The sequence below is a fragment of the Paraburkholderia lebeckiae genome, from assembly GCF_050436325.1.
Classification (GTDB): domain Bacteria; phylum Pseudomonadota; class Gammaproteobacteria; order Burkholderiales; family Burkholderiaceae; genus Paraburkholderia; species Paraburkholderia tuberum.
The window spans coordinates 3,025,166-3,047,255 of sequence record NZ_JBNDLZ010000003.1 but is presented as its reverse complement, the minus strand read 5'-3'; the positions used below and the strand labels follow the sequence as shown (position 1 = coordinate 3,047,255).

At 64.4% G+C, this 22,090-nt stretch carries 20 protein-coding genes; 5 read left to right on the top strand and 15 right to left on the bottom strand.

The window, feature by feature from the left end; genetic code table 11:
* The first annotated feature begins 4 nt into the window (after positions 1-4).
* The 4 genes from OKW44_RS32020 to OKW44_RS32005 all read left to right on the top strand — a co-directional run bounded on the left by OKW44_RS32020 (position 5) and on the right by OKW44_RS32005 (position 2,835).
* Positions 5-946, top strand: a complete 942-nt coding sequence (locus OKW44_RS32020; RefSeq protein WP_026226046.1) for a prepilin peptidase — start codon at positions 5-7, stop codon at positions 944-946.
* A gap of 3 nt (positions 947-949) precedes the next feature.
* Positions 950-1,564 (top strand): dephospho-CoA kinase, encoded by a 615-nt coding sequence (gene coaE / locus OKW44_RS32015; RefSeq protein ID WP_018421874.1) that lies wholly within the window; start codon positions 950-952, stop codon positions 1,562-1,564.
* A 188-nt stretch (positions 1,565-1,752) separates the two neighbouring features.
* The gene (gene zapD / locus OKW44_RS32010) at positions 1,753-2,508 is read left to right on the top strand and encodes a cell division protein ZapD (protein WP_026226047.1); all 756 of its coding nucleotides are present in this window, start codon (positions 1,753-1,755) and stop codon (positions 2,506-2,508) included.
* A gap of 123 nt (positions 2,509-2,631) precedes the next feature.
* On the top strand, positions 2,632-2,835 hold the full coding sequence (locus tag OKW44_RS32005; protein WP_084754177.1) for a DNA gyrase inhibitor YacG: 204 nt from the start codon (positions 2,632-2,634) through the stop codon (positions 2,833-2,835).
* 87 nt (positions 2,836-2,922) lie between these two features.
* Here the strand turns inward: OKW44_RS32005 and OKW44_RS32000 are convergent, their stop codons facing one another.
* The 4 genes from OKW44_RS32000 to secA all read right to left on the bottom strand — a co-directional run bounded on the left by OKW44_RS32000 (position 2,923) and on the right by secA (position 8,496).
* Positions 2,923-3,381, bottom strand: a complete 459-nt coding sequence (locus tag OKW44_RS32000) for an NUDIX domain-containing protein (protein ID WP_018421876.1) — start codon at positions 3,379-3,381, stop codon at positions 2,923-2,925.
* Positions 3,378-4,247, bottom strand: coding sequence for an ATP-binding protein (locus OKW44_RS31995; RefSeq protein WP_018421877.1), 870 nt, complete (start codon positions 4,245-4,247; stop codon positions 3,378-3,380). Before OKW44_RS31995 ends, OKW44_RS32000 begins: the two co-directional genes overlap by 4 nt.
* Before the next feature lie 37 nt (positions 4,248-4,284).
* On the bottom strand, positions 4,285-5,526 hold the full coding sequence (gene argJ, locus OKW44_RS31990; RefSeq protein ID WP_018421878.1) for a bifunctional glutamate N-acetyltransferase/amino-acid acetyltransferase ArgJ: 1,242 nt from the start codon (positions 5,524-5,526) through the stop codon (positions 4,285-4,287).
* Between the two features lie 153 nt (positions 5,527-5,679).
* Positions 5,680-8,496 (bottom strand): preprotein translocase subunit SecA, encoded by a 2,817-nt coding sequence (gene secA / locus OKW44_RS31985; RefSeq protein ID WP_018421879.1) that lies wholly within the window; start codon positions 8,494-8,496, stop codon positions 5,680-5,682.
* 285 nt (positions 8,497-8,781) lie between these two features.
* Between secA and OKW44_RS31980 the strand changes: the two genes are divergently transcribed.
* Entirely contained in the window at positions 8,782-9,264 is a 483-nt protein-coding gene (locus tag OKW44_RS31980) for a DciA family protein (RefSeq protein WP_018421880.1), read from the top strand.
* Between the two features lie 61 nt (positions 9,265-9,325).
* Here the strand turns inward: OKW44_RS31980 and lpxC are convergent, their stop codons facing one another.
* The 11 genes from lpxC to mraY form a co-directional block, all read right to left on the bottom strand.
* Positions 9,326-10,243, bottom strand: coding sequence for a UDP-3-O-acyl-N-acetylglucosamine deacetylase (gene lpxC, locus OKW44_RS31975; protein ID WP_018421881.1), 918 nt, complete (start codon positions 10,241-10,243; stop codon positions 9,326-9,328).
* A 285-nt stretch (positions 10,244-10,528) separates the two neighbouring features.
* A complete protein-coding gene (locus OKW44_RS31970) occupies positions 10,529-11,032 on the bottom strand; it encodes a peroxiredoxin (RefSeq protein WP_018421882.1) in 504 nt (167 codons plus the stop codon).
* A gap of 265 nt (positions 11,033-11,297) precedes the next feature.
* Positions 11,298-12,500, bottom strand: coding sequence for a cell division protein FtsZ (gene ftsZ / locus OKW44_RS31965; protein WP_018421884.1), 1,203 nt, complete (start codon positions 12,498-12,500; stop codon positions 11,298-11,300).
* Positions 12,501-12,616: 116 nt separating this feature from the next.
* Positions 12,617-13,849 carry a cell division protein FtsA gene (gene ftsA, locus OKW44_RS31960; protein ID WP_008921172.1) on the bottom strand — a complete coding sequence of 411 codons (1,233 nt, stop codon included), beginning with the start codon at positions 13,847-13,849 and terminating at the stop codon, positions 12,617-12,619.
* A 27-nt stretch (positions 13,850-13,876) separates the two neighbouring features.
* Complete coding sequence (locus OKW44_RS31955) at positions 13,877-14,629, bottom strand: cell division protein FtsQ/DivIB (RefSeq protein ID WP_018421885.1); 753 nt, start codon at positions 14,627-14,629, stop codon at positions 13,877-13,879.
* Positions 14,630-14,652: 23 nt separating this feature from the next.
* On the bottom strand, positions 14,653-15,594 hold the full coding sequence (locus OKW44_RS31950; RefSeq protein WP_018421886.1) for a D-alanine--D-alanine ligase: 942 nt from the start codon (positions 15,592-15,594) through the stop codon (positions 14,653-14,655).
* 1 nt (position 15,595) lies between these two features.
* The gene (murC, locus tag OKW44_RS31945) at positions 15,596-16,999 is read right to left on the bottom strand and encodes a UDP-N-acetylmuramate--L-alanine ligase (RefSeq protein ID WP_018421887.1); all 1,404 of its coding nucleotides are present in this window, start codon (positions 16,997-16,999) and stop codon (positions 15,596-15,598) included.
* Entirely contained in the window at positions 16,996-18,120 is a 1,125-nt protein-coding gene (gene murG, locus OKW44_RS31940; protein WP_018421888.1) for an undecaprenyldiphospho-muramoylpentapeptide beta-N-acetylglucosaminyltransferase, read from the bottom strand. The genes murC and murG overlap by 4 nt, the downstream gene beginning before the upstream one ends.
* Complete coding sequence (ftsW, locus tag OKW44_RS31935; RefSeq protein ID WP_018421889.1) at positions 18,117-19,382, bottom strand: putative lipid II flippase FtsW; 1,266 nt, start codon at positions 19,380-19,382, stop codon at positions 18,117-18,119. The genes murG and ftsW overlap by 4 nt, the downstream gene beginning before the upstream one ends.
* Positions 19,379-20,890 carry a UDP-N-acetylmuramoyl-L-alanine--D-glutamate ligase gene (murD, locus tag OKW44_RS31930; protein ID WP_018421890.1) on the bottom strand — a complete coding sequence of 504 codons (1,512 nt, stop codon included), beginning with the start codon at positions 20,888-20,890 and terminating at the stop codon, positions 19,379-19,381. The genes ftsW and murD overlap by 4 nt, the downstream gene beginning before the upstream one ends.
* 25 nt (positions 20,891-20,915) lie before the next feature.
* Positions 20,916-22,085 carry a phospho-N-acetylmuramoyl-pentapeptide-transferase gene (mraY, locus tag OKW44_RS31925; RefSeq protein WP_018421891.1) on the bottom strand — a complete coding sequence of 390 codons (1,170 nt, stop codon included), beginning with the start codon at positions 22,083-22,085 and terminating at the stop codon, positions 20,916-20,918.
* Between the last annotated feature and the right edge of the window lie 5 nt (positions 22,086-22,090).

The window sequence follows — 22,090 nt, the reverse complement described above, 5'->3', positions numbered from 1 at the left end:
CACCATGCAGGCTCCTCTTCCACCCGTGTCACAAACTACCTCCAGCCTGCTCGCGGGCTTACTGCCGGGCCGCTTTGCCAGCGATATCGGCTTCGCGCTCGCGAGCCTGCCCGCCGGCGTGCAGATCGCATTCGCGATCGTGCTTGGCCTCGTGATTGGCAGCTTCCTGAACGTGGTCGTGCATCGATTGCCGATCATGCTCGAGCGTGCATGGCGCGCCGAAATCAGCGAGACCACCGACGAGCCGCAGCCCGACGACGGACTGCCCGCGCGCTACAACCTGTGGGTGCCGCGCAGCGCGTGCCCGCATTGCGGCCATGTACTGAGCGCGTGGGAAAACTTGCCGGTGCTGAGCTACCTGCTGTTACACGGCCGTTGTTCCGCGTGCGGCACGCATATCAGCGCACGCTATCCGCTGCTCGAAACCGCGAGCGCCGCTTTCGCGGCAGGTGCACTGATAGCGTTCGGCCCGACGCTGATGGCACTCGCCGCGTTCGGCCTGTGCGCGACGTTGCTGGCGATGAGCGCGATCGACGTCGACACGCATTTGCTGCCCGACTCCTTGACGCTGCCGCTGTTGTGGGCCGGCGTGATCGTCAATTTCAACGGCATGTTCACGAATCTGCATGATGCGGTGCTCGGCGCTATCTTCGGATATCTGGTGTTGTGGGCCGTGCATTGGGTGTTCAAGCTCGTGCGTGGTATCGAAGGCATGGGCTATGGCGACTTCAAACTGCTCGCCGCGCTCGGCGCGTGGCTCGGCTGGCCCGCGCTGCCGCAGATCGTGCTGGTCGCCGCGGTGGCCGGTGCCGTGATCGGCCTCGCGGCGACGTGGCGTGGCCGTATGCGCTTCGAGGAGCCGCTGCCGTTCGGGCCGTTTCTCGCGGCGGGCGGTGTGCTTACGCTGTTTGCCGGCACGCCGCTTTATCTGGCTTTGGGAGGCTGAACCATGTTCGTTGTGGGACTCACCGGCGGCATCGGTAGTGGCAAGTCGACGGTTGCCGGTCTGTTCGCCGCACGCGGCGTGCCGCTCGTCGATACCGACGTAATCGCGCATCGCATCACCGCGCCGCATGGCCTGGCGATGCCGCACATCGCCGCCGAATTCGGCACCGAGTTCGTCGCGGCCGATGGCTCGCTCGATCGCGCGCGCATGCGCACGCTCGTGTTCAGCGACGAGACCGCACGCAAACGTCTCGAAGGCATCACGCATCCGCTGATTCGCACAGAAACCGAGCGCGAAGAGCGCGCGGCGCAAGGGCCGTATGTGATGGTCGTGGTGCCGCTGCTGGTCGAGTCCGGGACATGGAAGGACCGCGTCAATCGCGTGCTCACCGTCGATTGCAGCATCGACACGCAGATCGCGCGTGTGATGAGCCGCAACGGCTTCAGCCGTGAGCAGGTGCTCGCGATCATCGCGCGCCAGGCCACGCGCGAAGCGCGCCTCGCCGCCGCCGACGACGTGATCGTCAATGACAATGCGCCGCTCGAAGAACTCGAGGCGCAGGTGGACGCTCACCATCAAGCGTATCTGTCGCTGGCGAAGGGCGATGCCGAGTTGTAGCGCGCGCGGACGCACCGTCACCGACACATTGAACTTTGCGCGCACGCGGGAGCCGAAGCGCCCATAACACGGGGAACTCACAAAAAAGTTGCGAAAGCGCGCAGAAAAAGTGCGTGATTGCCTGGGTAGTCCCACGGCATTAGAATGTTTTACATTCCTGTCACCGACCACGCCCGAGGCGAGCCCGCTTGATCCTTTACGAGTACCCCTTCAATGAGCGAATCCGGACGCTGTTGCGGCTCGAAGATCTGTTCGAGCGCTTCACGTTCTTTCTGACTCAGGAAGACGCGCGGGAACATCACGTCGCACTGACAACGCTGTTCGAAATCTCCGAAGTGGCGGGTCGCGCGGATCTGAAGTCGGATCTGATGAAAGAACTCGAGCGGCAGCGGCAGACGCTCGCGCCGTTTCGCGGCAATCCGGGCATCGAGCAGAACGCGCTCGAAGCGGTGCTCGGTGAAATCGAACAGACCCTTGCGGGGCTCACGCAGATGCAAGGCAAAGCCGGCCAGCATCTTGCGGACAACGAGTGGCTCGCGAGCATTCGCAGCCGCGCAATCATCCCCGGGGGTACCTGCAAATTCGACCTGCCCTCGTATTACGCGTGGCAACAGTTGCATCCCGATCAGCGTCGCCAGGACATCGCTAAGTGGGTGACACCGCTTTTGCCGCTGCGCGACGCGGCCACCATCGTGCTGCGCCTCGCGCGCGAGTCGGGCCAGGCGTCGAAGGTCATGGCGATGCAAGGCAGCTATCAGCAAATGCTGTCGGGCCGCTCGTATCAGTTGATGCAGGTTCGCGTCGCTCCCGAATTGCGCGTGATTCCCGAAGCGAGCGCCAACAAGTACATGCTGTGGGTTCGCTTTACGGTGCAGGACGGCGATTTGCGGCCGCGCGCGGTCGACGTCGACGTGCCGTTCCACCTCACGCTCTGCAGCCTGTAATCGCCTGTCAATCACCGCCGCGTTGAGCAGCGCACACCGGATTTGACCGAACGCGCCTTTGAACCGGCGCGAAATAGCCCTATATTCGTTACTTGTTCCGTTTGAGATTGACCGTCCGACCGTATGCCTACCGTCGTCAAATGTCCTACCTGCGGTAAAGATGTCCGCTGGACCTCCGAGAGCCGCTTCCGTCCTTTCTGCTCCGAGCGCTGCAAGCAGACCGATCTGGGCGCATGGGCCGCCGAAAAATACAGGATTGGCGGCAACGAACAGGAAGGGTCTTCGTCCGAAGAGGAAACGCCGCGCGGCGACTACAACCCGCACTGAGCGAGCCAGTAAAAAAGCCACGCGAACCGGCACTGCCGATACAGCGCCCGCTACCGCGTGGCTTTTTCAGTCACTGCCTTCAATCAATCACTTCTTCTCAGCCGCGAGCCACTCCAGCACCGGGATCGTGGCCGGCAGCAACGGCGAGACATCCGCAGGCAAGCTCTGCCACACGAAGGCCTGGCCTTCGCGCCCGTGCGGCTCGCCCGACCACTGCGTCACCTTGCAGAAGAAGAGGCGCACATAGGCGTGCGGATAATCGTGTTCGAGCGTGTGCCACAGATGGCTCGCCTCGACCTCGATTCCAAGCTCCTCGTGCAGCTCGCGCGCGAGCGCGGCCTCGACCGACTCGCCCGCTTCGAGCTTGCCGCCCGGAAACTCCCAGTAGCCCTCGTACGGCTTGCCCGTCGGACGCTGCGCGAGCAGATAGCGTCCATCCGGCTGCACCAGCACGCCGACCGCGACTTCGGTGACCGGACGGCCCGCGCCGTTGGCGCCGACGCTATTGCCGGCGCCATCGCCGGCGCTTTTGTCAGCGTCGCTCATGCCGGTGTCTTACGGCCGGACCAGTCGCGCGCGAACTGCCATGCGACCCGCCCCGAGCGCGAGCCCCGTTCGAGCGCCCACACGAGCGCATCGCCGCGCGCCGATTCGATCTCGGCGTCGTCGCAACCGAAATGGCGCAGCCAGTGCGCGATGATCGTCAGGTAGTCGTCCTGCTTGAACGGATAGAAGCTAACCCACAGCCCGAAACGCTCGGACAGCGAGATCTTCTCTTCGACCAGTTCACCCGGATGAATCTCGCCGTCCGAGGTGTGCTTGTACGTCTCGTTGTCGCTCATGTACTCGGGCAGCAGATGGCGGCGGTTCGACGTCGCATAGATCAGTACGTTGTCGGACTGCGCAGCCACCGAGCCGTCGAGCGCGACCTTGAGCGCCTTATAGCCCGACTCGCCTTCTTCGAACGACAGGTCGTCGCAGAACACGACGAAGCGCTCCGGCCGCTTCGCAATCAGATCGACGATGTCGCCGAGGTCGTGCAGATCGTCCTTGTCTACTTCGATCAGGCGCAGACCGTCTTTCGCATACGCGTTCAGGCACGCCTTGATCAGCGACGACTTGCCGGTACCGCGCGCGCCTGTCAGCAGCACGTTGTTGGCCGGCTGACTGCGCACGAACTGGCGCGTGTTCTGTTCGATCAACCCTTTCTGGCGATCGATGTTCTGCAGGTCGTCGAGCGTGATCGGCGAAATAGCGTGCACCGGCTGCAAGTAGCCGCGCCCCTGGCGCTTGCGCCAGCGGAAAGCGACTGCGGCCGACCAGTCGATCTCCGGTGCGGCGGGCGGAAGCATCGCTTCCAGGCGGCCAAGCACGGCTTCGGCCCGGTTCAGAAACAGTTCGAGTTTGTCCATGGTAAGTAGGCGGCCCGCGGCCGCGCTTTGAAGCTGATTACGAGCGGTAGTCAGCGTTGATGCTCACGTAGTCGTGCGACAGATCGCAGGTCCAGATCGTGGCTTGCGCATTGCCGCGGCCGAGCACGACGCGAATGCCGATCTCGCTTTTCTTCATGACGCGCTGGCCGTCTTCTTCGCGGTAGGCCGGGTTGCGGCCGCCGGCAGTCGCGACCAGCACGTCGTCCAGATACAGATCGATCTTGCCGACGTCGAGATCGTCCACGCCGGCATAGCCGATGGCCGCGAGAATACGGCCAAGGTTCGGGTCCGATGCATAGAAGGCTGTCTTGACGAGCGGCGAGTGGCCGATCGCGTAGGCGATCTGGCGGCATTCGCCGACGCTCGAGCCGCCTTCGACATGCACGGTCATGAATTTGGTCGCGCCCTCGCCGTCACGCACGATCAGTTGCGCGAGGTTCTGCGCGACCTCGGTCACCGCGTCGCGCAGCGCTGCATAAGCGGGCGAATCGGTAGACGTGATCGCGGGCAGGCTCGATTTGCCCGACGCGATCAGGATGAACGAATCGTTGGTCGACGTATCGCCATCGATCGTGATGCAGTTGAACGAGCGATCCGCGACGTGCTTCACGAGCTCGTCGAGGACCGGCTGCGCGACGGCCGCGTCGAACGCGAGGAAGCCGAGCATGGTCGCCATGTTCGGCTTGATCATGCCGGCGCCCTTGCTAATGCCGGTCAGCGTGACGGTGTGACCGTCGATCGTGACCTGGCGCGAGCTCGCCTTCGGCAGCGTGTCGGTTGTCATGATCGACTGCGCCGCGTCGTACCAGTTCGCTTCCTTGCGGTTCGCGAGCGCGGCCGGCAAGCCCGCCTTCAGACGATCGACCGGCAGCGGTTCGAGAATCACACCCGTCGAGAACGGCAGCACCTGCTCGGGCTCGATGTCGGCGAGACGCGCGAGTTCCGCGCAGGTTTCGCGCGTCGCCGCGAGGCCCGACTCACCGGTGCCCGCGTTCGCGTTGCCGGTATTGATCACCAGCGCGCGAATCGGCTTGCCGCCCGCGCGCACGCGCTGCAGGTTGTCGCGGCAGACCGTGACGGGCGCCGCGCAGAAGCGGTTCTGCGTGAACACGCCGCCTACCGTCGCGCCTTCGTCGACGGAAATGACGAGCACGTCCTTGCGATTCGGTTTGCGGATATTCGCTTCCGCCCAGCCTAACGTGACGCCGGCGACGGGGTGGAGTTGAGCGGGATCGATCGAGGGAAAGTTGACAGCCATGGTCGCGACCTGTCGAAGAAAATGCCGGCGGACGCCGGCATCGGGGAAACGGAACTGACGACCCGGGTGTGCTGCCGGGTCACCCGCGAAATCAAAACGGCCAAACGGCGCTTAAAAGCGACACGGCGCGCCCGGAAGCGCGCCGCATCGCCATCAGGCGATCTTGCCGTGGCACTGCTTGTACTTCTTGCCGCTGCCGCACGGGCACGGGTCGTTGCGGCCGACCTTCGGCACGTTGTCGGTATTCATGTGCACGGCCGCCTGCGGCGCTGCGCCGTGGCCGTGGCTCATCGCGTCGCCGATCATCGCGGCGGTGGCCGCTTCGGCCGCGACCGGCGCGGCGGCGCCGGCTTCCGCGAACTCCGCATGACGGAACTCGACGTTCTCCAGATGACCGCCCTGCTCTTCCATCTGCTCCGCCGCCGCTTCGAGCTGCTCCGGCGACTGGATCTGCACGTTCATCACGATGCGCGTGACTTCGAGCTTCACGGCGTCGAGCATCGCGGCGAACAGTTCGAACGCCTCGCGCTTGTATTCCTGCTTCGGGTTCTTCTGCGCATAGCCGCGCAGATGGATGCCCTGACGCAGATGATCGAGCGCGGCCAGATGCTCGCGCCACGCGCGGTCGAGCGTCTGCAGCATGATCGAGCGCTCGAACGCGCTGAACGATTCGCGGCCGACCAGCTGGACCTTCGCCTCGTACCCCTCGTCCGCGGCGGCCTCGACCGCTTCGAGAATCTCTTCCGCGCTGATCGAGTTCGACTCGTTGATCATTTCCTGAATCGCGAGGTCGAGCTGCCATTCGTTGCGCAGCACTTCCTCGAGCTCGGGCACGTCCCACTGCTCTTCGATGCTGCCCACCGGCACGAACTGATGCACGATGTCGCCGACCACGCCGTGACGCATCGCGGTGATGGTCTCGGTGATGTCGTTCGCTTCGAGCAGTTCGTTGCGCTGCTGGTAGATCACCTTGCGCTGGTCGTTCGATACGTCGTCGTATTCGAGCAATTGCTTACGAATATCGAAGTTGCGCGCCTCGACCTTGCGTTGCGCCGATTCGATCGAGCGCGATACGATGCCCGCTTCGATCGCCTCGCCTTCCGGCATCTTCAGGCGGTCCATGATCGCGCGCACGCGGTCGCCCGCGAAAATGCGCAGCAGCGGATCTTCCAGCGACAGATAGAAGCGAGACGAACCCGGGTCGCCCTGACGGCCCGCACGGCCGCGCAGCTGGTTGTCGATCCGGCGCGACTCGTGACGCTCGGTGCCGATGATGTGCAGACCGCCCGCGGCCTTCACCTGATCGTGCAGCGTCTGCCATTCGTCGTGCAGCTTCTGGATGCGGCGCTGCTTTTCGTCGGCGGCGAGCGTTTCGTCCTGCTCGATGAACGACGCCTGCTTCTCCGCGTTGCCGCCGAGCACGATGTCCGTACCACGGCCGGCCATGTTGGTCGCGATCGTGACGCGCTGCGGACGGCCCGCTTCGGCGACGATCTCCGCTTCGCGCGCGTGCTGCTTCGCGTTCAGCACTTCGTGCGGCAAGCTGACCTGCTTCAGCAGATGCGACAGCAGCTCCGAGTTCTCGATCGATGTCGTGCCGACCAGCACCGGCTGACCGCGTTCGAAGCACTCGCGAATGTCGCGGATCACGGCGTCGTAGCGTTCCTTCGCGGTCTTGTAGATCTGATCCTGCTTGTCGATCCGCTTCGGCGGACGGTTGGTCGGGATCACGACCGTTTCGAGACCGTAGATCTCGTTGAATTCGTACGCTTCGGTGTCGGCCGTGCCGGTCATGCCGGCCAGCTTCGCGTACATGCGGAAGTAATTCTGGAACGTAATCGATGCGAGCGTCTGGTTCTCGCTCTGGATCTTCACGTGCTCCTTCGCCTCGACCGCCTGGTGCAGACCGTCCGACCAGCGGCGGCCGGCCATCAGACGGCCGGTGAATTCGTCGACGATGATCACTTCGCCGTTCTGCACGACGTAGTGCTGATCCTTGAAGAACAGCGTGTGCGCGCGCAACGCCGCGTACACGTGGTGCATCAGCGTGATGTTCTGCGGCGCGTACAGACTTTCGCCGTCGCCGATCAGGCCCCACTCAGAGAGCAGGCGCTCGGCCTTTTCGTGGCCCGACTCGGTCAGGAAGACCTGACGGCCTTTTTCGTCCAGCGTGTAGTCGCCCGGCTTCTCGACACCGGTGCCGTCCGCCTTCTCTTCGCCGATCTGGCGCTCGAGCAGCGGCGGCAACGCGTTCATGCGCACGTAGAGTTCGGTGTGATCTTCGGCCTGGCCGGAGATGATCAGCGGTGTACGCGCTTCGTCGATCAGGATCGAGTCCACCTCGTCGACGACCGCGAAGTTCAGGCTACGCTGTACTCGCGCGTCGGTCTCGTAGACCATGTTGTCGCGCAGGTAGTCGAAGCCGAATTCGTTGTTGGTGCCGTAGGTGATGTCGGCGGCGTAGGCTTGCTGCTTCGCCGTGTGCTCCATCTGCGACAGGTTGATACCGACCGACAGACCGAGGAAGTTGTAGAGACCCGCCATCCATTCGGCGTCGCGCTGCGCGAGGTAGTCGTTGACCGTGACCACGTGAACGCCGCGGCCCGACAGCGCGTTCAGGTAGACCGGCAGCGTCGCGACGAGCGTCTTGCCCTCGCCGGTGCGCATTTCGCTGATCTTGCCGTAGTGCAGCGCCATACCGCCGATCAGCTGCACGTCGAAGTGGCGCATCTTCAGCACCCGCTTGCTGGCCTCGCGGCAGACCGCGAACGCTTCCGGCAGGATCTTGTCGAGCGATTCGCCGCTCGCGACGCGCTGGCGGAATTCACCCGTTTTGGCGCGCAGTTGGTCATCCGTCAATTGCTCGATCTGCGGCTCGAGCGCATTGATCGCCGCGACGGTCTTTTGATATTGCTTGACTAGCCGCTGATTACGGCTGCCAAAAAGCTTCTGTAGAAAACCGGTGGTCATCGGATCGGTGTCTGCGTCGCGGCTTCGGCTGGCTCGCGGTATGCGCTATGCGCATACCGCGCCTGGGTCGGAAAGTCCTCGGCGGCTTAGTCCAAGAGTGAATTCGAATCGGGCATTTTAGCACGCGCCTCCGGCCGCGCTCGTGTCGCAGGCGTGACGGCGCCGGCCTCCGCCAGCCCCGCCCGGCAACCTCCGGCGCGGCGCGGACCGACTTCGCAAGCTGCCCGCGCGGTACAATCGCGGCGTGAGCGCGCATGGGGCGAGCTCACGTCGTCAATCCCAAACATGAGCCGTTTTTCGTCCTTTTCAAGGCCGCCGAAGCCGTTCGATCTGCGCCGTCCGCAACCGCTTGCCGAGGTACTCGGCCGCACGGACGCGTTCGCTGCGCTGCGCGCAGGCGTCGAGCAGATCGCCGCGCTCGAGAAGGATCTGCGCGAGCTGCTACCCGATTATCTGGCGACGAGCGTCGAGCCTGGCTTTATCAAGGAGGGCGTGCTGGCCCTGTTCGCCGCGCACAACGCGCTCGCAGCGCGTCTGCGGCATCTGGAGCCGCGGCTGCTGGCGGATTTGCAGCAGCGCGGCTGGCCCGTGCAGGCGCTGAGGATTCGCGTGCGGCCGCAGGCGCTGAAAGAACCGCCGCCCGTAAAACAGGCGCGCATGACGCCGGCCGGTGCTGCCGCGCTGCAGGCGTTGAGCGAATCGCTCGAGCCTTCGCCGTTGCAGGAGGCGCTCGCGCGCATGGCCGCGCGGCATCGGCGCAATCGCTGAACGCTCGACGAAAAAAACGGCCCCGAGGGGCCGTTTTCATTGCTTGGCTGTTACGCTGGCTTTATGCGAACGCCGTCTGCGTCTCGTACGCGAAGCCGCGCGGGGCCTTCTGCGTGTCGTCGAAAGTGACGATTTCGTATGAGTCTTCGTGCGCGAGCAGCTCACGCAGCAACGCGTTGTTCAGACCGTGGCCCGACTTGTACGCGGTGTACGACGCGAGCAACGGATGGCCGACCACGTACAGGTCGCCGATCGCGTCGAGCATTTTGTGCTTGACGAACTCGTCGTCGTAACGCAAGCCGTCGTTGTTCAGGATGCGATACTCGTCGAGCACGATCGCGTTGTCCATGCTGCCGCCGCGCGCGAGGCCGAGCTCACGCATCATTTCCACTTCATGCGCGAAGCCGAACGTGCGGGCACGCGCGATTTCGCGCACGTACGACGTGTTGGCGAAATCCACTTCCAACGCCTGACCGGTTTTGTCCACGGCCGGGTGACGGAAGTCGATCGTGAATTTGAGCTTGAAACCGAAGTACGGATCGAGGCGCGCGAACTTGTCGCCGTCACGGATTTCGACCGACTTCGTGACCTTGATGAATTTCTTCGGCGCGTTCTGCTCTTCGATACCCGCCGACTGGATCAGGAACACGAACGAACCCGCGCTGCCGTCCATGATCGGGATTTCCTCGGCGGTGACGTCGACGTAAAGATTGTCGATGCCAAGACCGGCGCAGGCGGACATCAGATGCTCGATGGTCGACACGCGCGCGCCGTCTTTCTGCAATACGGAAGCCAGACGCGTATCGCCAATCGCCATCGCCGACGCAGGAATGTCCACCGGCGTTGGCAAATCCACGCGAGAAAACACGATGCCAGTGCCCGGCGCCGCCGGGCGGAGCGTCAGATTGACTTTACGGCCGGAGTGCAGCCCGATGCCGACAGTCTTGACGATCGATTTAATTGTGCGCTGCTTCAACATGGTGGCATTCAGTTCGATTGAAAATCCTAATCAGGATTTTTTATTCCATAGCGCGAATTATACTCCAATCCCCAGACCAGCATCTTTGCGGGGACGTGACAATCTGTTTCGCTGCATTACCCACTGGGCTCAGCGACGGAAAGCGTGACGGGCCGATGCCCCGGAACGGAGGCGTTTCCGGTCATCGGCCCGCGTAACGGCCTGTCACAAAAGCGTCGTAATCACCGTTGCCGTAACGCCACGCGGCATAAGCGCGGGGTCGCGACGAAGGTGCGACGTCAGCAACTAGCTCAACGTGGCGAGAATACTCGCTGCATCGCTGACTTCGAATTTGCCGGCAGCCTCGACGTTCAGCGTCTTGACCACGCCGTCGTCGATCACCATCGCGTAGCGCAGGGAACGGATCCCCATGCCGCGCGCCGACAGATCCTGCTCCAGACCAAGCGCCCGTGTGAAAGCCGCACTACCGTCCGCCATCATGCGCACCTTGCCCGAGGTGTGCTGATCGCGTCCCCACGCGCCCATGACGAACGCGTCGTTGACGGACACGCACCAGATTTCGTCGATGCCGGCAGCGCGCAACTGCTCGGCATGCTCGACATAGCCCGGTACATGTTTGGCCGAACAGGTCGGCGTGAACGCGCCGGGCAATCCGAAGATCACCACGCGCTTGCCCGCCGTCTGCTCGCGCACGTCGAAGCTGTTCGGTCCGATCGTGCAGCCCGCCCGGTCGTCTTCGACGTACTCGAAGAGCGTCGCGTCGGGCAGCTTTTCACCTTCCTTGATCATGCTCAGTCCTTTGCATCGATGCGAAGCACGCTCGCACGTCCTCGTGTCGCAGTGAATTTCGGTTCGGCCCATTCAACTATAAGCCAACGCCGTTCGGCGGCAGTCACTTCGTCCGCTTCGCGAATCCGCAGGGGGCAGTCGCCCCTGCCGCGAATCAGACGATAAGCGACCTGCTTGCCGTTCACCCGCCACGCTCGTGCGTTCGTCCGCCAGCGCTGCGTCTGCGACCCTACTCGCAACGCGGCAACGAAGCCTGCCCGTGCGCTCAGTCCGCCTGCTTGCGCAGGAATGCCGGAATGTCGTACGTATCGACGCCCTTTTCCTGCAGCGCCTGCACGTGCGAGGCCGCTGTGTCGCGCGACGTGCGCCACACTGCCGGCGTATCGAGCGCGCCGTAGTCGGCCGTGCTGGCGTGGCCTGCCGCCGGTGTGTACGCCGCATGCGCCATCGCGCCGATCGGCTGGTTGTCGGTGCCGGTGCGCAGCAGCGTCATCGGTGCAGATTGCTGCTTCTTCGCCGCGCGGCCGAGGCCCGTCGCGACGACCGTCACGCGCAGCGCGTCGCCCATCGCGTCGTCGTACACGGCGCCGAAGATCACCGTGGCGTCTTCCGCGGCATAGCTCTTGATCGTGTTCATCACTTCGCGCGTTTCCGACAGACGCAGCGAACGGCTCGACGTGATGTTGACCAGCACGCCACGCGCGCCCGACAGATCGACGCCTTCCAGCAGCGGGCTCGCGACGGCCTGTTCGGCAGCGAGACGCGCGCGATCGACGCCGGCAACCGTCGCCGTGCCCATCATCGCCTTGCCCTGCTCGCCCATCACGGTCTTCACGTCTTCGAAGTCGACGTTGACGAGACCGTCCACGTTGATGATTTCCGCAATGCCCGCGACCGCGTTGTTCAGAACGTCGTCAGCGCACTGGAAGCACTTGTCCATCTCGGCGTCGTCGCCCATCACCTCGAACAGCTTGTCGTTCAGCACGACGATCAGCGAGTCGACGTGATCCTCCAGTTGCTGCGAACCGGCTTCCGCCACGCGCATACGCTTGCCGCCTTCGAATTCGAACGGCTTGCTGACGACGCCAACCGTCAGAATACCCATTTCCTTCGCGATCTGCGCGACGACCGGTGCCGCGCCCGTGCCGGTGCCACCACCCATACCGGCGGTGATGAACACCATGTGCGCGCCGCGCAGTGCGTCGGCGATACGCTCGCGTGCTTCCTCAGCGGCGGCGCGGCCCATTTCCGGCTTGGCACCCGCGCCCAGACCCGTGTTGCCGAGCTGGATCACCGCGGTGGCGCGCGAACGCGACAGTGCCTGCGCGTCCGTGTTCATCACGATGAAGTCGACGCCTTGCACGCCTTTGTTGATCATGTGCTGAACGGCATTGCCGCCAGCGCCACCGACTCCGACGACCTTGATGATCGTGCCGCTCGTTTCGGTTTCCAGCATCTGGAATTCCATGTTGCCTCCGTCAAGATAAAAAATTACTGCCACTCGGCGTTATCCGGCAGGAGATCGGGCAACCTCCTGTCGCGCACCGGCCGCCGGCACCAGCGCGAATTTCTCGAAACCTGTGGTCAGAAGTTGCCGAGGAACCAGTCCTTCATGCGCGAGAACACCTGCCCCATCGACCCCGACTGCACCGCAACCTTGCGCCCACGCATGCGCTGCGAGCGTCCTTCGACGAGCAGGCCCATCGCCGTCGAATAGCGCGGATTGCGCACGACGTCGGCGAGACCGCCCGCGTACTCCGGCACGCCGATGCGCACCGGCTTCAGGAAAATGTCCTCACCGAGCTCGACCATGCCGATCATCATCGACGCGCCGCCCGTCAGCACGACGCCCGAGCTCAGCAGCTCCTCATAACCGGACTCGCGCACCACTTGCTGCACGAGCGAAAACAGTTCTTCGACGCGCGGCTCGATCACAGCCGCCAATGCCTGGCGCGACAGCGTGCGCGGACCGCGCTCGCCGAGGCCCGGCACTTCGATCATCTCGTCCGGATCGGCGAGCGCCTGCTTGGCGATGCCGTAGTCGACCTTGATGTCCTCGGCATCCGGCGTCGGCGTGCGCAGCGCCATCGCGATGTCGCTCGTGATCTGGTCGCCGGCGATCGGAATCACGGCCGTGTGGCGGATCGCTCCTTCGCTGAAGATCGCGATGTCCGTCGTGCCGCCGCCGATGTCGACCAGCACCACGCCCAGTTCCTTTTCGTCTTCCGTCAGCACCGCGAGCGACGACGCGAGCGGCTGCAGAATCAGATCGTTCACTTCGAGGCCGCAGCGACGCACGCACTTGACGATGTTCTGCGCCGCGCTGACCGCGCCGGTGACGATATGCACCTTCACTTCGAGGCGGATGCCGCTCATGCCGATCGGTTCGCGCACATCCTCCTGACCGTCGATGATGAATTCCTGCGTGAGGATATGCAGCACCTGCTGGTCGGTCGGAATGTTGATCGCCTTCGCGGTTTCGATCACGCGCGCGACGTCGGCCTGCGTGACTTCCTTCTCCTTGATCGCGACCATGCCGCTCGAGTTGAAGCTGCGGATGTGGCTGCCGGCGATCCCGGTGAACACATTCGTGATCTTGCAGTCGGCCATCAGCTCGGCTTCCTCGAGCGCGCGCTGAATCGACTGCACGGTGGCTTCGATATTCACCACCACGCCCTTCTTGAGCCCCTTCGATTCGCTCTGGCCGAGACCGATCACCTCGTAGTGACCCTCGCCCTTCAACTCGGCGACGATGGCCACTACCTTCGACGTTCCGATGTCGAGGGCGACCAGCAGATCTTTATAGTCTTTACTCATAGCGTGCTCAGTGCGTGTGATGTCCGTTTACTTCTTGCCCTTGTCGGGTTCGCTGATGAAGCGCATGCCAGCGGCACGAATCGCGAAACCGTTCGGATAGCGCAAGTCCGCATTCTCGATATCCTTTCCCCAACGTTGCGTCACCGCGCTCCATGCCGCGGTCAGGCGCTTGCTGCGATCGGCCAGCGTGTCCTGATTGCGTTCGCGGCCCAACTCCACCTGCGTGCCGTTCGACAGCTTCACCGTCCACGCGTAGCGCGGCGACAGCGTCACTTCCTCCGGCGTCGCGTTGATCGCCGCGAACCACTTCTGGAAGTCGTGATAACGCGCGACGACTTCCTTCGCCGTACCGTCCGGGCCGTCGAACGACGGCAGGTCTCCGTCGAGCTCGCCCTGGTTCGCGGTGAACAGCTCGCCGTCGACGCTCACCAGCTGATCGCTGCCCCACGTCCCAAGCGGCTTGTACTCCTCCAGCGTGACAGCCAGTGCGTTCGGCCATACGCGCCGTACGCTCGCGTGACGCACCCACGGCATCTGCTCGAACGCCTGCCGTGCGGCGTCGAGATCGACCGTGAAGTAGTTGCCCTTCAGTCGCCCTACCACGCCGGCGCGTACCGTCGGCGAATTGATGTGCTCGGTATCGCCGTCGATCTGGATCTCGCGCAGCGCGAAATTCGGGCGCTGGATCAGCCAGTAACCGCCCGCCGCCAGCAGCACGAGCACCAGCAACGCGTGCAGCGCGTTGCTGGCGAGATTGAGCTGGCGAACGTTGTTCCACATGGTGTCGCTTGCGGTTGCCTTGGTTATTCCTGCAGCGTCAGCGCCAACACGCCGACCACCAGTTCCTGATAGCTGATGCCGACCGCGCGCGCCGCTTTCGGCGGCAGCGAGTGATCGGTCATGCCGGGCGCCGTGTTCACTTCGAGGAAGTACGGCTTGCCTTCGCCGTCGAGCATGAAGTCAGCGCGGCCCCAGTCGGTGCAGCCGAGCACGTCGAACGCGCGGCGCGCGAGCACCTTCAGGCGCGCTTCCTCTTCAGCGCCGAGACCGCACGGAATCAGATACTGCGTGTCGTTGGCGACGTACTTCGCGTGGTAGTCGTAGAACTCGCCGGCGGGCACGATGCGGATCACCGGCAGGTCCAGATTGCCGGCGATGCACGCGGTGTACTCGCCGCCGCCTTCGATGCTCTTCTCGACCACGACGATACGGTCGTACTTCACGGCTTCGATCAACGCGGCCGGCAGCGCGTCCGTGCTCTTCACCTTGATCACGGCGACACTCGAACCTTCGCTCGCGGGCTTCACGAACAGCGGCAGACCGAGCTTCGCGACGATCTCCTTCGCGCGCGCTTCGTAGTCGTCACCGCGCAGCACCGCTTCGAACGGCGGAGTCGGAATGCCGAGCTGCTGCCACACGAGCTTGGTGCGGAACTTGTCGAGACCGAGCGCCGAGCCGAGCACGCCGCTACCGGTGTAACGGATGCCATAGAAATCCAGCGCGCCCTGGATCTGGCCGTTCTCGCCGTAGCCGCCATGCAGCGCGTTGAACGCGCGCACGAAGCCTTCATCCTTCAACGCGGACAGCGGACGCTCGGCGGGATCGAATGGATGCGCGTCGACGCCGGCGTCGCGCAGACCTTGCAACACCAGGCGCCCGGAATTGAGCGACACCTCGCGCTCGGCGGAATTACCGCCGAGCAGCACCGCCACCTTGCCGAATTGTTTAGGGTCGATACTGCTCATCTCACACCTTCAGTTCCTGAGCGAGGCGAACCGGCACACCGCCGATCGAACCCGCGCCCATCGTAATCACCACGTCGCCGTCGCGCACCACCGTGGACAGCGCGTCCGGCACTTCATCCACCGTATCGACAAACACCGGCTCGACCTTGCCCGCGACGCGCAGCGCGCGCGCCAATGCGCGGCCGTCGGCGGCGACGATGGGCGCTTCGCCGGCCGCATAGACTTCGGTCAGCACGAGCGCGTCGACGGTCGACAGCACTTTCACAAAATCCTCGAAGCAATCACGCGTGCGCGTGAAGCGGTGCGGCTGGAACGCCAGCACCAGACGCCGGCCCGGAAATGCGCCGCGCGCCGCCGCCACCGTGGCGGCCATTTCGACCGGGTGGTGACCGTAGTCGTCCACCAGCGTGTAGGAGCCCGCGCCCTGGCCGCCGCTGAGAACCGGCACCTCGCCATAGCGTTGGAAGCGTCGGCCGACGCCGTTGAAATCCGCGAGCGCTCGCTGGATATCGGCATCTCTCACTTCAAGTTCAGTCGCAATTGCAATTGCGGCCAACGCGTTCTGCACGTTGTGCTCGCCCGGCAGATTCAACGTGACGTCGAGCGGCGCCGCGTCTTCGCGCATCACGGTGAAATGCATGCGGCCTTCGCGAGCTTCGACGTTGACCGCGCGCACCTGCGCATCGGCAGCGAAACCGTAGCGGATGATCGGCTTCGACACGAACGGCAGGATCTCCTTCACGTTCGGATCGTCGACGCACAGCACCGCGATGCCGTAGAACGGCAAACGGTGCGTGAATTCGATGAAGGCCTGCTTAAGACGCGCGAAGTCGTGACCATAGGTGTCCATATGATCGGCGTCGATGTTCGTGATGACCTCGATCACCGGGAACAGGTTCAGGAACGACGCGTCCGATTCGTCCGCCTCGGCGACGATGAAGTCGCCGGTGCCGAGGCGCGCATTCGCGCCCGCGCTGATCAGCCGGCCGCCGATCACGAAGGTCGGATCGAGCCCGCCCGCGGCGAGCACGCTCGCGACCAGCGACGTGGTCGTGGTCTTGCCGTGCGTGCCGGCAATCGCGATGCCCTGCTTCAGACGCATCAACTCCGCGAGCATCACCGCGCGCGGCACGATCGGAATGCGGCGATGACGCGCGGCCAGCACTTCCGGGTTGTCGCTGCGCACCGCGGTCGACACCACCACCGCGTTCGCGCCTTCGATGTTCTCCGCCGCGTGCCCGATCGAAATGCGCGCGCCGAGCCCAGCGAGGCGCTCGGTGACCGCGTTGCCCGACAGGTCCGAGCCGCTCACCTGATAGCCGAGATTGACGAGCACTTCGGCGATGCCGCTCATGCCCACGCCGCCGATGCCGACGAAATGAATGTGTTTGACGATGTGTTTCATTGCTTTCCTTCTGGGCTCACGCCCGCCATCGAACCCGCGGCCGCCACCGTCGCGCAGATCTGCGCGACCTGTTCGGTGGCATCCGGTTTCGCGAGCGAGCGCGAACGCTCCGCCATTTCCGCGAGACTTTCCCGCGTCTGGCTGCGCAACCAGTCGGCGAGCTTTTCCGCCGACAGATCGCGTTGTTGCACGACCAGCGCCGCGCCGTTGTCGGCGAGGAACGCTGCATTAGTGGTCTGGTGATCGTCGACCGCGTACGGGAACGGCACGAACAGCGCCGCGACGCCGACCGCCGAGATCTCCGACACGGTCATCGCGCCCGAGCGGCAGATCACCAGATCGGCTGCTTCGTAGGCGCTCGTCATGTCGTCGATGAACGGCACGAGCGAGACATCCGCACCAGCCTGCAAACCAGCCGCCGCGTAGTTCTCGCGCAGCGCGTCGATATGCTTCGCGCCCGCCTGATGCACGATGCGCGGTCTCTCGTTGGAGCCAAGCAGCGCGACGGCGCGCGGCACGACTTCGTTCAACGCCGCGGCGCCGAGACTGCCGCCCACGACGAGCATGTTCAGCGGACCATTACGCTGCGCGTAGCGTGCTTTGGGTGGATTCGCCCGCGCAAGTTCCTCGCGAATCGGATTACCGGTCCATTCGCCGTGCGGCAGCGCATCCGGAAACGCGACCAGCACGCGCTTCGCGAGTTTTGCGAGCACCTTGTTCGCGAGACCCGCGATCGAATTCTGTTCGTGCAGCACGAGCGGCCGGCCGCTCAGCGCGGTCATCAGACCGGCCGGGAACGTGATGTAGCCGCCCATGCCGAGCACGACGTCGGGCTTCACGCGGCGCAGCACGCTCAAACTCTGCGTGCACGCGCGCAGCAGATTCACCGGCAGCATCAGCTTGGTCTTCAGGCCCTTGCCGCGCACGCCGCCGAAGCGCAGGTACTCCATTGGAATGCCGTGCTTCGGTACCAGCGTCGCTTCCATGCCCGCGGGGTTGCCGAGCCATACGACTTTCCAGCCCCACGCCTGCATCAGATGGGCAACCGCGAGCCCCGGGAACACATGTCCCCCAGTGCCGCCGGCCATCACCATCAGCGTGCGTTGTGGCAGAGCCGTCATACCTTGCCCCCGCGCATCAACACCCGGTTCTCATAGTCGACCCGCATCAGCACCGCGATCGCCAGGCAGTTCAACAAAATGCCCGAGCCGCCGTAACTGACGAGCGGCAACGTCAGGCCCTTGGTCGGCAGTAGGCCGAGGTTCACACCCATGTTGATGAAGGTCTGCGCGCCGAACCATATGCCGACGCCCTTCGCGACCAGACCCGCGAACGTGCGATCGAGCGCGAGCGCCTGGCGGCCGATCTCAAACGAACGGCGCACGATCCAGTAGAACATCAGGATCACGACGAGCACGCCGACGAAACCCAGCTCCTCGCCGATCACCGCGAGAATGAAGTCGGTATGCGCTTCCGGCAGATAGTTGAGCTTCTCGACGCTGCCGCCGAGACCGACGCCGAACCACTCGCCGCGCCCGAACGCGATCAGCGAGTGCGTCAACTGATATGCCTTGCCCTGCGCGTAGCGATCGTCCCACGGATCGAGGTACGCGAAGATCCGCTCACGACGCCACGGCGACGCCCACACCAGCAACGTGAACGTGCCCACCGCGGTCGCGACGAGGCCGCCGAACAGCTTGCCGTTCACACCGCCGAGGAACAGCACGCCCATCGCGATCGCCGCGATCACCATGAACGCGCCCATGTCCGGCTCGAGCAGCAGAAGCATGCCGACGAGACCGACCGCGACGGCCATCGGCAGAAAGCCCTTGGCGAAGCTGTGCATGTATTCCTGCTTGCGCACCGTGTAGTTCGCCGCGTAGATCGTCACCGCGAGCTTCATGATTTCGGACGGCTGCATGTTCGTGATGCCGAGCGGAATCCAGCGGCGCGCGCCGTTCACGCCTTTGCCGACGTGCGGAATCAGCACGATCACGAGCGCGACAAGCGAGATCAGGAAGAGCTTCGGTGCGTACTTGTCCCACGTCGAAATCGGAATGCGGAACGACGCGACGCCGACCGCCGCGCCCATCAGCACGAAGATGATCTGGCGCACGAGGAACGCCCAATCGCGATACGACGCGTACTTCGGCGAATCGGGCATCGCGATCGACGCCGAGTACACCATCACGACGCCGAGCCCGAGCAGCGCGACGACGACCCACAGCAGCGAGTGGTCGTAGTCGAGCATGCGCGAGCGCAGCGGCCGCACGCCGTTGACCGCGCTCGCGAGACCGCTGCCGCCGGTGCGGGTGGACGTGCGCGCCGCGGCGCCGTTGCCGCCGGCGGCTTCGCGCGAGCCGAAACGTTCCGACCAGCTCATATCATCGTCCCCCGTTCGGCCGCGATATCTTCGACCGTGCTGCGGAATACCGCCGCGCGGTGTGCATAACCCTTGAACATGTCGAAACTCGCGCACGCAGGCGACAGCAGCACCGCGTCGCCGGGCTGCGCGAGCGCGGTGGCCGCGCGCGTCGCGTCTTCAAGAGTCGCGTGATCGGTCATCGCGACGCCGCAATGTTCGAGCGCCGCGCGAATCTGTGGCGCGTCGCGGCCGATCAGCATCACCGCGCGGCACCAACGCATCACCGGCGCGGCGAGCGGCTCGAACTCCTGACCCTTGCCGTCGCCGCCGGCGATCAGCACGACGCGCTGCGCGAGACCGTCGAGCGCGGCGACCGTCGCGCCGACGTTGGTGCCCTTGCTGTCGTCCACATAGTCGATGCCGTCGATCGACGCGATCAGTTCCACGCGATGCGGCTCGCCGCGATATTCGCGCAGGCCGTGCAAAAGCGGCGCGCCGGGCAGGCCGATCGCGCGTGCGAGCGCGTACGCGGCCAACGCGTTGGCCGCGTTGTGCAGGCCACGGATGCGCAGTGCGTCGGCGGGCATCAGACGCTTCAACGCGATGTCGGGCGTTGCGGCTGCTTCGTTCTTGCGACGGCGCTTCGGCGTCGGTTCGTCGCTCGCGTCGCGATCTTGCGCTTCGACGAGCCACACCATGCCGTTGTCGCGCAAGAGGCCATAGTCGCCGTCGTTCTTCGGCTCGGTCACGCCGAACGTGACGATCTCCGCTTCGCCGCTGGCGGGCGCGAGCGCCATCACGCGCGCGTCGTCGCGGTTCAGCACGCGCACCGTCCGTGTACCGAAGATGCGGCCCTTCGCGGCCGCGTACGCATCGAGTCCGCCGTGCCAGTCCAGATGATCCTGCGTGATGTTGAGCACGGCCGCCGCGTCCGGCGTAAACGTATGCGAGGTCTCCAGCTGGAAGCTCGACAGTTCGAGCACCCACACGTCGGGCAGCGCGGTCTGGTCGATCGCTTCGGAAAGCTTGTCGAGCAGCGACGGGCTGATGTTGCCCGCCACCGCGACCTTCTTGCCCGCGCGTTCGCACAGCAAGCCGGCGAGACTCGTCGTCGTGGTCTTGCCGTTCGTGCCGGTGATCGCGACCACCTTCGGCGCGTAGCCGGACTCGCCGAGCGTGCGCAGCGCCTGCGAGAACAGTTCGAGTTCGCCCCACACGGGGATGCCCTGCTCGCGCGCCGCCGTGATCAGCGGCAGCAGATCGGCGGCCAGCGGCGACAGCCCCGGGCTGATCGCGACCAGCTCGACGCCTGCGAGCAGCACCGGCGAAAACGGACCGCCGACGAAATCGGCATCGACGCCATGCGCTTCGAGCGCGGACAGGTTCGGCGGCACTTCGCGCGTATCGGCCACGCGCAGCCGACAGCCGTGCCTGGCGCACCAGCGCGCCATCGCGAGACCGGATTCACCCAGTCCCAGCACGAGCACCATCGGCTTTTGCCGATCCCGAAACTTCTCGCCGAACATCGCCTGCTTCCTTAAATACTGCTGCTTAACGCAATTTGAGCGTGGACAAACCGAATAGGCACAACATCAACGTGATGATCCAGAAACGCACGACCACCTGCGTTTCCTTCCAGCCCGACAATTCGAAATGGTGATGCAGCGGTGCCATCTTGAAGAACCGCCGCCCTTCGCCGTAACGGCGCTTCGTGTATTTGAACCACGTGACCTGCAACATCACCGACAGCGTTTCCGCGACGAAAATGCCGCCCATGATGAACAGCACGATTTCCTGACGCACGATCACCGCAACGGTGCCGAGCGCGCCGCCGAGCGCGAGCGCGCCGACGTCGCCCATGAACATCTGCGCCGGGTGCGTGTTGAACCAAAGAAACGCGAGACCCGCGCCGCCCATCGCCGAACAGAAGATCAGCAATTCGCCGGCGCCCGGAATATGCGGGAACAGCAGGTATTTCGAGTAGACCGAACTGCCCATCACGTACGCGAACACACCGAGCGACGCGCCGACCAGCACGACCGGCATGATCACGAGGCCGTCGAGGCCGTCGGTCAGATTCACCGCGTTGCTCGCGCCGACGATCACCAGGTACGTCAACACGATGAAGCCCCACACGCCGAGCGGATAAGTGATCGACTTGAAGAACGGCAGCAACAGGTCGGCGCGCGCGGGCAGGCCCATCGACAGACCGCTGCGCACCCACGCCATGAACAGGTCGAACACGCGCACGTTGCTCGCCTCGGACACGCTGAACGCGAGATAAACCGCCGCGAACAGGCCGATCACCGATTGCCAGAAATACTTCTCGCGGGACGACATGCCGCGCGGGTCCTTGTAGACGACCTTGCGGTAATCGTCGACCCAGCCGATCACGCCGAAGCCGAACGTGACGAGCATCACGATCCAGATGAAGCGGTTGGTCAGATCGGCCCACAGCAGCGTGGCCACGGCGATGCCGAGCAGGATCAGCACGCCGCCCATCGTCGGCGTGCCCGATTTGACGAGGTGAGATTGCGGGCCGTCCTTGCGAACGGCCTGGCCGACCTTCATCGCGGTCAGCTTGCGAATGACCGCCGGGCCGCAGACGAGCCCGATCAACAACGCGGTGATGGTCGCCATCACCGCGCGAAACGTCAGATAACTGAACACGCGCAAGAAGCTTGCGTCATTCTGCAGCCATTGCGCCAGCGCCAGTAGCATGCCTG